At 24.5% G+C, this 7,888-nt stretch carries 12 protein-coding genes; 6 read left to right on the forward strand and 6 right to left on the reverse strand.

Going from position 1 to position 7,888, the window contains the following annotated elements:
* The first annotated feature begins 85 nt into the window (after window positions 1–85).
* Window positions 86–304 (forward strand): hypothetical protein, encoded by a 219-nt coding sequence (locus WC168_RS08665; RefSeq protein WP_066187763.1) that lies wholly within the window; start codon window positions 86–88, stop codon window positions 302–304.
* A 17-nt stretch (window positions 305–321) separates the two neighbouring features.
* Here the strand turns inward: WC168_RS08665 and WC168_RS08670 are convergent, their stop codons facing one another.
* Window positions 322–504: a hypothetical protein gene (locus tag WC168_RS08670; protein WP_372618705.1), complete on the reverse strand. Its 183-nt coding sequence runs from the start codon at window positions 502–504 to the stop codon at window positions 322–324.
* Between the two features lie 82 nt (window positions 505–586).
* Between WC168_RS08670 and WC168_RS08675 the strand changes: the two genes are divergently transcribed.
* Window positions 587–1,249 carry a hypothetical protein gene (locus tag WC168_RS08675; protein WP_372618707.1) on the forward strand — a complete coding sequence of 221 codons (663 nt, stop codon included), beginning with the start codon at window positions 587–589 and terminating at the stop codon, window positions 1,247–1,249.
* A 42-nt stretch (window positions 1,250–1,291) separates the two neighbouring features.
* Here WC168_RS08675 and WC168_RS08680 read toward each other — a convergent pair whose 3' ends face one another.
* Complete coding sequence (locus WC168_RS08680) at window positions 1,292–1,999, reverse strand: hypothetical protein (RefSeq protein WP_372618709.1); 708 nt, start codon at window positions 1,997–1,999, stop codon at window positions 1,292–1,294.
* A gap of 364 nt (window positions 2,000–2,363) precedes the next feature.
* Between WC168_RS08680 and WC168_RS08685 the strand changes: the two genes are divergently transcribed.
* Genes WC168_RS08685 through WC168_RS08695 form a run of 3 tightly spaced genes read left to right on the forward strand, consistent with a single transcriptional unit; the run spans window position 2,364 to window position 3,311 of the window.
* Window positions 2,364–2,585: a hypothetical protein gene (locus WC168_RS08685; RefSeq protein WP_125296385.1), complete on the forward strand. Its 222-nt coding sequence runs from the start codon at window positions 2,364–2,366 to the stop codon at window positions 2,583–2,585.
* Between the two features lie 4 nt (window positions 2,586–2,589).
* Window positions 2,590–3,099, forward strand: a complete 510-nt coding sequence (locus WC168_RS08690; protein WP_372618711.1) for a metal-dependent hydrolase — start codon at window positions 2,590–2,592, stop codon at window positions 3,097–3,099.
* 2 nt (window positions 3,100–3,101) lie between these two features.
* Window positions 3,102–3,311, forward strand: coding sequence for a polymerase (locus WC168_RS08695; RefSeq protein WP_372618713.1), 210 nt, complete (start codon window positions 3,102–3,104; stop codon window positions 3,309–3,311).
* A gap of 105 nt (window positions 3,312–3,416) precedes the next feature.
* Here WC168_RS08695 and WC168_RS08700 read toward each other — a convergent pair whose 3' ends face one another.
* Window positions 3,417–4,514, reverse strand: a complete 1,098-nt coding sequence (locus WC168_RS08700) for a tyrosine-type recombinase/integrase (RefSeq protein ID WP_372618715.1) — start codon at window positions 4,512–4,514, stop codon at window positions 3,417–3,419.
* A 251-nt stretch (window positions 4,515–4,765) separates the two neighbouring features.
* Here WC168_RS08700 and WC168_RS08705 point away from each other — a divergent pair, with 251 nt between their 5' ends.
* Entirely contained in the window at window positions 4,766–5,269 is a 504-nt protein-coding gene (locus WC168_RS08705) for an RNase H family protein (RefSeq protein WP_319087763.1), read from the forward strand.
* Here WC168_RS08705 and WC168_RS08710 read toward each other — a convergent pair.
* From WC168_RS08710 to WC168_RS08720, 3 genes are all read right to left on the reverse strand, one after another.
* Window positions 5,266–5,886, reverse strand: a complete 621-nt coding sequence (locus WC168_RS08710) for a hypothetical protein (RefSeq protein ID WP_372618717.1) — start codon at window positions 5,884–5,886, stop codon at window positions 5,266–5,268. The two genes, WC168_RS08705 and WC168_RS08710, sit on opposite strands and share 4 nt — an antisense overlap.
* On the reverse strand, window positions 5,876–6,943 hold the full coding sequence (locus WC168_RS08715) for an AI-2E family transporter (protein WP_066160792.1): 1,068 nt from the start codon (window positions 6,941–6,943) through the stop codon (window positions 5,876–5,878). The genes WC168_RS08710 and WC168_RS08715 overlap by 11 nt, the downstream gene beginning before the upstream one ends.
* Before the next feature lie 20 nt (window positions 6,944–6,963).
* The coding region (locus tag WC168_RS08720; protein WP_372618719.1) for a CNNM domain-containing protein at window positions 6,964–7,888 on the reverse strand (925 nt) is incomplete at its 5' end.

The raw sequence follows: 7,888 nt of genomic DNA on the forward strand, positions 1-7,888 counted from the left end.
AGGATAATATGTCAAGAAATATAACCTATAATAGATAAATTTATGATACAATTAAAACTATATTAGATAATAAATAGGATAATTTATGACAAAAGAAGAGTTTTGTAAAAGATTAAAGGATATTAATTTAACACAAAAAGAGTTTTCAGAGATAACACATGTACCCTACTCTACACTAAACAATTGGGGATTTCATGATATTCAAGTTCCAAAATGGGTAGGACCATTTATAGAACATTATGAAAAAGCTAAAAAGTATGATGCAATTAAGAAGATGATATTAGATTCAAAGGAAGTTTTATAGGGGATAGTAATTGTATATTAAGCTTTAAAAAACTCACAAATATCAATATTTAGTATTTTTGCGATTTTATGTAGTTGAGCTATATTAAATTTTCTTTTATTGGCATATAGTTCAGCAGCAGATAATAAACTAGAAGATTTATTACCCATTGTCAAGTGCAATCCAAAAATGTACCAAAGTGCAGTCGAAAAATGTACCACTTTGTAACACCTATTTGCTAATGAAATCGACAAGAATGGCAATCAAATTCCATATCCAATTATATATAGTGACAAGGGTTTTGTGTATCAAACTGATTACAACTTCTTAGTACATTGTATTGCTAAATATTTTGCTTCTATTAATGTTAAATTTGATATTTATTTAAGCATTTTAAACATATTTGGTATTAGAGTTGGCAAGAATGATAAGAATGTTTTTAAGCAAAGAAGAAGAGCATATTTAATCTTTTTGTTGGAGTATGTTACTGGATTATTTAGTTGCAACAATCAGAATAATAAGACTACTACTATTCAAAATTCTACTGCTATTTTGTATGAATTTAAAGGTAATTATTTTCAATATAAAGTAGTTTCTATGCCTGGTTCATTCAACAACAATAAAGACAATTTAATTGGTGTTCCTCTATATGTTGGACAAGAAAAATGGGTTGCTTTTAGAGAAAGATTTAAGCAGAATTTTGATGAAAATAATATGAAACAAGTAGCTTTTTTACAGAGAAATATTGATAGCTTTTTGAAAGAAAATGATGTTAAAAAGTTCAACTATTTTGTAATTAATACTGTACAAATTAAAGAATCTGCTAGGTATATTAAGTACGATGAAATTTCAAGAGTATCTATACTACTAATAACTTTTTCCAATTGCTCTGTTGTTAGTTCTAGCACTTGCACTTCCTTTATGTTTAAATTTATAGTATTAATTTTTAATTTTTTAATACTTTAACAAGAGCATTGGTTTAGATAATGCCCTTTAAAAAGTATTAATTTAAACCTCATATTTATCTATTAGCTTGTAAGTTTTTATAATCTCTTGCTCTACTTTTTTCATTTTATTTACTTCTACAATTTGCCAGTCTTTTAACTTTCCTAATTTATGGGTTAATCCTATTGGTATGTTGAGTATTATTTTGATTATTGAATCTAAATATTCTGCTTGTTCTTTGCTTCTAAATGTATATTGCTTTATCTCATTTAAGTAACTTGCTATTGCCAAAACATCTATATTTTTCTGGTCGTTTTGAATATGTTTTATATACTTTTTATTTCTAAATTTATCATTTATGGTTATGCCTTGCTCTTGATTCAAAACTATGCTAACTATTTTTTCTAGTTTCTCAAAGTCTTTAGATACACCTCTAAAGTTAAATAAACCTATCAAAATTGAATAAAAAGCTAAATCTTGAAGATTGATAAGGGGATAGTTATTTTGTATGGCTAAAAGCTTCTTATTGTGTTTTAATCTCTCTTTTTGTCTATTTAATCTATTTCTCTCTCTATTGTAGTAAAAATATGAAGTTCTTGATAAATCCAAGCTTTTAAAATTAGCTTTATAGTATGGGTGATTTAATATCATAGTTTGAGTTTTTTTATAATACAAATTTTTAGCATTTCTTTGAATAACCCATATCATTTGTTTTTGTGTATTATTTCTTATCATCTTAACCATTAAGCTATTTTCTTTTTCTTTTTTCATTTTCACTCTTTTTTTCTTGTTATTTACATTTATGTAGTGGTGCGACACTATAAGAATACTTATAGAAATTACAAAAATCTATAACTTATTGGTGCGACACTATTGTTTTTTTAATTCTATTTTCAAAAAAAGATAACATATTGGTGCGACACTATAAGAATACTTATAGAAATTACAAAAATCTATAACTTATTGGTGCGACACTACAAAAATAGTATTTTTAATACATATATTTTTTAATATCTATATTATATTAAAAATTATAGCATATATTATTTATTTTTAATACTTTATGTTTAATAATATAGACAATTTTTTATAAATATTATATAATTATATTTTAATTTTAAAACAAAGGGTAAAAATGGCAAAGAAAAAAATAAATATTTTTGATGAGCTTAAAAGCAGAACAAACATATCTACTAAGCGAAAGAAAAATATAAGTATTTTATTTACAGAGGACGAGATTGAAAAGCTTGATACAATTGCAAACAATTTAGGTGTATCAAAAAGTGTTGTTGTTAAAGAAACTTTAGCATTATCTGGAATATTTAAAAATGAAGATGCAAATTTAATTAATAAGTAAAAATATGCTAGGAAAAACTCATATAATTAACTCACTTGCTATTACATCAGCTCCATTAGTTTTTATTGATGAATTATCATTAACTGTTAATTATATTATTTTTATGATTTTTGTTGCTATTGGTTCAATTATTCCTGACATTGATGAACCTAATAGTATTTTAGGTAGAAAATTTATTGTATCTTCTACTACAATTAATATTTTTTTAGGACATAGGACTGTTACACATAATCTATTATTGTTCTCAATAACTTTAGTATTATTATTAATCTACTTAAAAGAGTATTGGTTCTTAATAGCTTTAAATATAGGAATCTTATTGCATATACTACAAGATTCTATGACATATCAAGGAATTAAAAATGGGATATTTCCATTACAAAAATTTAATTATAATTTTGTATTACTTCCAAGAATATTTAGATTCGCAGTTGGTAGTATTACTGAAAGAATAATATTGGTTAGTTCATTGGTATTTTTTATCTATGCTTTATATATTGGGATTAAGTTTTAAATATGAGTATATTATTAACAAGAATTGTAAACGATAAAGAACGATATTATAAACTAAATATTGAGTTTAATTTATTTGAAGAATATCTTGTTGAAAATATTTATGGAAGTGTAAAAAACAAAACTCCTACTGGTGTAATTCAAAAGATTTTTGTTACCAAAAAAGAAGCAATTAAAATTTATATATTATTACTATATAAATTAAAACATTAATTTTCAGATTATGACAAAAAAATAAAATATATATTTAAAATATATACTATTATAAATTTTTTAGAAGATAATATTAAAGCTAGAAAGTAATTTTATAAATATTATTTAGTTAAAAAATCCTAAATTTTTAATAGCATCTTTACCACTATCAGGACTTAATTTTGCATATCTCATAGTCATTTTTATGTCCTTATGGTTCATTAGTTTTTGAATAGTAAATATTGGAGTTCCATTAATAGCTAAGTGACTTGCAAATGTGTGTCTTAATGTATGAATTACAACTTTGTTTTTTCTATCACTATTATCAATACCCTTATTAAAAAGTTCATCTAAAATTGCTCTTAATCTCTTTTCTGGATTAGTTGTAAAGATTTTATCATTTAAAGATAAGTTTAATGTTCTAATTGTCAATAGCTTTATTATTTCATCGGGAACAAAAGCCTTGTATGTAGAATTGTTTTTAAAATCTTTTAAAGTAATAAAATTATGTTTAAAATCTATATCTTTTTTATGTATATTCAAAATAGTTGCTAATCTTGCACCAGTATTTAAAGCTAAAGTAAAAAATAAAAAAATAGTTTCATCATTTTTGGTAGTTTCAAGTAATAATTTAATTTCCTCTTGTGTTAAAAATCTCTCTCTTGCATTATCTATATTACAAGTAGTAATATATTTTGTGAAATCATTTTTCAGTAAATCATTTTTCAAAGAGTATTTACCAATTGTTTTTAAAATATTTAATATGTTATTGATTGTTTTCGGAGCTAAAGGCTTTTTAGTATTAATTGTAATCTTTTGTTCTAAAAAATGTTTAAAATTTTCAATATCTTTTTTTGATAATAAATCAATATCAAATGTTTTAAAGTAAGGTAATATGTGTACCTTATAATGATTTAGAGTAGAACCACTAATATTTTTCTCTTTAAAGTAAGCATCAGCTAAAGTTTCTATCAATATTTTTTGTTTCTTTTTTCTAATAGCAACAGCAGGTGGTTCTTCACCATTTCTTTGCTTTGTTAAAATTTCATTTCTTTTTTGATTACAATATGCTTCTCTTATACCTTCACTATATTTTCCAATTTTCAATTCGACTGTTTTATTGTTATTGTCTTTATATCTGATATAATATGTTTTATCAGGTTTTCCATTTGTAACAGAATCTCTGTAAATTACACCTGTTAAATTAGTTATATGTCTTGCCAAAATTCACACCTATTTCACACCTTAGAATACGATTATTGTATTTTATATGGTTATTGTAATTTTGTCAAGATGAAAAAGAGCCCTATATTAGGGTATTTGGGAATATTGTAAAATTTAAGGTTTATTTGAAAAGTTATTATTATCGGCTCATAACCGAGTGGTCGAAGGTTCGAGTCCTTCACGACCCACCACTTTATAAAACTTTCAACACACTTCAAAATTACTTTTAAAACTTAAAACAAAGAAAATAGATGAACAAAACCATAAGATTATTTACAGATTCAAGTGTAAATCCACAGAGTAAAATAGGCTTTGCATCTTATTTGAAAATAGAAGATTTAAATATAGATTTAAAAATTTTAAAAGATAGAGTAAAAACAAAAAGATTTGAAAATAGTAGTTCTACAAAACTAGAGCTTCAAGCTCTACTTTGGGCACTTGATGAGATTTTTTATGAAAACAAAGAGATAGATTTTTCTATTGAAGTCTATACAGATTGTCAAAATATTATATCTTTAAGCAATAGAGAAGATAGATTAAAAACAAACAACTACTATTCACTAAATGGTAAACTTATAAAAAACCATGATTTATATAAAGAGTTTTTTGATAAAAAAGAGAGATTAAATTTAACTTTTATAAAAGTAAAAGGGCATAAGAAAAAATCTCTTAAAGATGAGATTGATGATATATTTAATCTTGTTGATAAAGCTTCAAGAAACGCTTTAAGAGAGTATTTAAACACTCACTCTTAAAATGGTTTTGAATCTGTTGTAAAGTCCAAATCAAACTGCTTTTTAAACTTTGGATTTTGTAAAATACTATTTATAGATATAAAATCTCTTCCAAAAAAATCATAACTATAACTATATATATCTTCACCAAAAAGCTCTTTATAAACACTATTTACAAACTTACTATTATAAAAGCCTGTTGTATTTAAATTAAAACTATAATCAAAAGATATTTTACTATTTTTTATATTTTCTAAATAATCAAAAAGTTTTGAACTATCAATATCCTTTTCATATCTTAAAACTGCTAATCTATTTGCAAAATATACATAAGATTTAAAAGGCTCTATTTGTAAAAACTCACTATTTTCAATATCAAAATCATAGTGTGCTACATAAAATTTATTATCTATTTTTAAAACAACTCCAATATCACTAAATTTTGAATTATCTACAATTGAGAAGAAATCACTAAAAAGATTATCCTCTTTTTTTAAAATAATATCTCCAGTTTTTACAATAATTTGCTCCTTTATCTTTTCAGGAACTAAATCATCTTGACTCTTTTCTATAAATTTTTTTGATTCATAAGAGGCAAAAAGAAGTAAAAAAATTATTGCAAATAGTCTAATTTTCATTGTTTCTCAAAATATTTCCATCTTCAGAAATTAGTATTGCCAAGCTTTTAGTGCTTTCAAATTGTGATAAAATTATAAGCAAAATCATCATCAAAGGAACTGCCAAAAACATACCAATTGTTCCCCACATAGCACCCCAAATAACCAATGATAATATAACAACAAATTGTGACATATTTAAACTATTTCCCATTAGTTTTGGATATATTACATTTCCAATTACAAATTGAACTACACATAAAGCTGCAAATATTGAGATGATAGAGCTTAAATCTGTAAACTGAATAAGAGCAAAAACGGTTGGAATTAATACTGCAATTATTGTTCCAATTGTAGGAATAAAATTTAAAATAAAAGCAATAAATCCCCACAAAACTGCTGCTTGTAAACCAAAATAGTGACAAATCAAAAATGTTAAAAATCCTGTTGCAAAGCTTACAAGAGTTGTAATTAAAATATATGTTCTAATTCCACTTGAAATAGATGTTAAAACTTTTTTTGCTTTTTGTCTGTTCTCATCTTTTTTAAAAAGTGCATTTAATTTTGAATTAAAAAATCTTTGGTCTATTAATAAAAAAAGTACATATAAAAAAATCTGCATTGTATTGCTCAAAATTGAACTAAATGCCATAAATATCTTATTTATAACACTTGAAATATTAAACTCTTTAAAAAACTTTTGTAAAGGCTCTTTTAAATCCATTGAAAGCAAAGAGGATATTTTATCTATTACAATATTTATTTTTGAATCCAACTGAGATACAACAGAACCCAACTCTAACATACTTGAAGTTATAAATGTACCTATGTTTATCATTAGATAAATTATTATGACCAAGGATAAAGGAGTAGCTGTATAGTTTAAAACTTTTTTATTTATATATGGTATTTTTTTAATCTCATTTGCTAAACCATTAATTAAAAACCATATAAAAAATGCAATTGCAATTGGAGTTAAAATATTGCTTAAACTATTAAAAGAGTAAAAAATCAGAAATGTAAAGGCTAAAAAATAGAATGCTCTTGCAAAATTTATCTCTTTGTTTAAGCTATCCATATCTACCCTTTTTTTATAGTTTATACTCTTTGTAATCTCTTACTCTCATCTTTTGCAAACTCTTGCAAATCTGCAACTTGATCCATCTCATCTACAATCTCAATTCCAAGCATTGTCTCTAAAGCATCTTCAAGTGTTACAACTCCACTTGTTTGCCCATACTCATCTTGAACAATAAAAAGATGCATTTTCATTCTAATAAACATATCAAACAAAATAGATACAGATAGATTTTCTGGAACCTTATGAACAGGAACCATAATATCTTTTAAAAGAGTCTTTTTCTTCTTTTTAACTCTTTTTTCTAAAATAGTTTGTTTAAAAACAACACCTACTATATCATCTATTGATTCATTATATACAGGTATTCTTGAATAGACATATAGATTATCATTTAAAAGAGCTTCTTTTACACTTGTTTTAGAATCCAAAGCAAAAACAACAGTTCTTGGTGTCATAATATCTTTTGCTTTAATATTTTTTAGTTTGAATAAATTTTTTATTAAAACACTCTCTTTTGCCTGTAAAACACCCTCTTTCTCACTCATATTTACTATTGTAATAATCTCATCTTTTGAGAAGTTTGCCTCATTTTTTCTACCTTTTTGCAAAGCATTTGTTATAAAAGTAGCAAGAAAAATAAAAGGGTAAGTAATTTTAACCATAAACGATATTATATAAACAGCTGGAACTATAAACTTTCTCCAATAAATAGCACCAAGAGTTTTTGGAAATATCTCAGATATAAAAAGCACCATCAAAGTTAAAGCAAAAGCAATCACAGCTTGCCAATTTGAACCAAAAATAATAGCAGCTTGCGCACCAACACCAGCTGCTCCCATAGTATTTGCAAAAGTGTTTAATGTAAGAATTGAAGATATTGATTTATCAATATTTTGTTTTACATCTTTTGCTAAATCAACAGTTTTTGGGCTATAACCTTTT

It is taken from the genome of Aliarcobacter sp. (genome assembly GCF_041672065.1).
Classification (GTDB): domain Bacteria; phylum Campylobacterota; class Campylobacteria; order Campylobacterales; family Arcobacteraceae; genus Aliarcobacter; species Aliarcobacter skirrowii.

What these genes read in the sequence shown, in the direction of transcription:
- WC168_RS08715 (WP_066160792.1), bottom strand. Translation starts at nt 6,943, where the DNA reads ATGGATAGCTTAAACAAAGAGATAAATTTTGCAAGAGCATTCTATTTT.
- WC168_RS08665 (WP_066187763.1), top strand. Translation starts at nt 86, where the DNA reads ATGACAAAAGAAGAGTTTTGTAAAAGATTAAAGGATATTAATTTAACA.
- WC168_RS08710 (WP_372618717.1), bottom strand. Translation starts at nt 5,886, where the DNA reads ATGAAAATTAGACTATTTGCAATAATTTTTTTACTTCTTTTTGCCTCT.
- WC168_RS08680 (WP_372618709.1), bottom strand. Translation starts at nt 1,999, where the DNA reads ATGAAAAAAGAAAAAGAAAATAGCTTAATGGTTAAGATGATAAGAAAT.
- WC168_RS08685 (WP_125296385.1), top strand. Translation starts at nt 2,364, where the DNA reads ATGGCAAAGAAAAAAATAAATATTTTTGATGAGCTTAAAAGCAGAACA.
- WC168_RS08690 (WP_372618711.1), top strand. Translation starts at nt 2,590, where the DNA reads ATGCTAGGAAAAACTCATATAATTAACTCACTTGCTATTACATCAGCT.
- WC168_RS08695 (WP_372618713.1), top strand. Translation starts at nt 3,102, where the DNA reads ATGAGTATATTATTAACAAGAATTGTAAACGATAAAGAACGATATTAT.
- WC168_RS08705 (WP_319087763.1), top strand. Translation starts at nt 4,766, where the DNA reads ATGAACAAAACCATAAGATTATTTACAGATTCAAGTGTAAATCCACAG.